We start from the raw sequence: 917 nt of genomic DNA, 5'->3' as shown, positions 1-917 counted from the left end.
TTCGGCGGGTCCGGCTACAACCAGCTGCTGTTCGACGACACCGACGCCCAGGGGCGGGTGCAACTGCGCACGACATTGGCCGCCACCGAACTGAATCTCGGCCACCTGGTCCACGGCGCCGACAACTTCCGCGGCAGCCTGCGCGGTGTGGGGGCCGAGCTGCGCACCGACGCGTATGGCGCGCTGCGCGCGCATGCGGGCTTGCTGGTGACCAGCTACCGGATCAATCACAACGCCGGCGAGCGCGAGCCGGCCGGCGACAACGTGGCCGGCATCGCGCTGCTCAAGCAGGCAGTCAAGCTGGGCGAGAGCTTCAACGATGCGGCGGTGAAGCACGAAACCGTCGGCCTCGCGGCGCACCTGGGCGCCGCGAAGAGTGGCAGCAGCGTGCTCGACCCGAAGGCGGCGCCCCTGCAGGCGATGCTGACAGCAGTGTCGGGCATGGTCGGGAGCGAGGGCGCCGACGCGGCCAAGGCCGACGCTTCGAAGAAGGACACCGCGCCCGGGGACGGCAAGCTGCCGCACCTGACCGACCCCGTCATCGCGATCTCGGCCAAGGCCGGCCTGGGCGTGACAGCGGGGCAGGCGGTGCAGCTGTCCAATGGCGAAACCGTATCGCTCATGAGCGGACAGGATACCCAGTTCGTCACCGGCGGCCAGCTGCGCGTGCACAGCGGCCAGGCGATCGGCATGCTGGCCGGCGCCGTGAAACCGGGCGAGGGCGGCATCGGCCTGCAACTGATCGCGGCGAAAGATGCGATCGACGTGCAGGCCCAGGCCGACGTGCTCAAGGTGCAGGCACGCGACGAGGTGAACATCGTCAGCGCGAATGCTCACGTGGACTGGGCGGCGGCCAAGAGCATCGTTCTTTCGACGGCGGACGGGGCGAATATCACGATCGATGGAGGTAACATCAC

Annotated in this window: 1 protein-coding gene; it reads left to right on the top strand. The window is 68.9% G+C overall.

Going from position 1 to position 917, the window contains the following annotated elements:
• Positions 1–917, top strand: a 917-nt coding sequence (locus NX780_RS25090; protein WP_258830614.1) for a type VI secretion system Vgr family protein, incomplete at both ends; no start/stop codon positions are given.

Origin of the sequence: Massilia agri, assembly GCF_024753255.1 — a bacterium.
Classification (GTDB): domain Bacteria; phylum Pseudomonadota; class Gammaproteobacteria; order Burkholderiales; family Burkholderiaceae_D; genus Telluria; species Telluria agri.
This window is presented reverse-complemented; position numbering and strand designations above follow the sequence as displayed.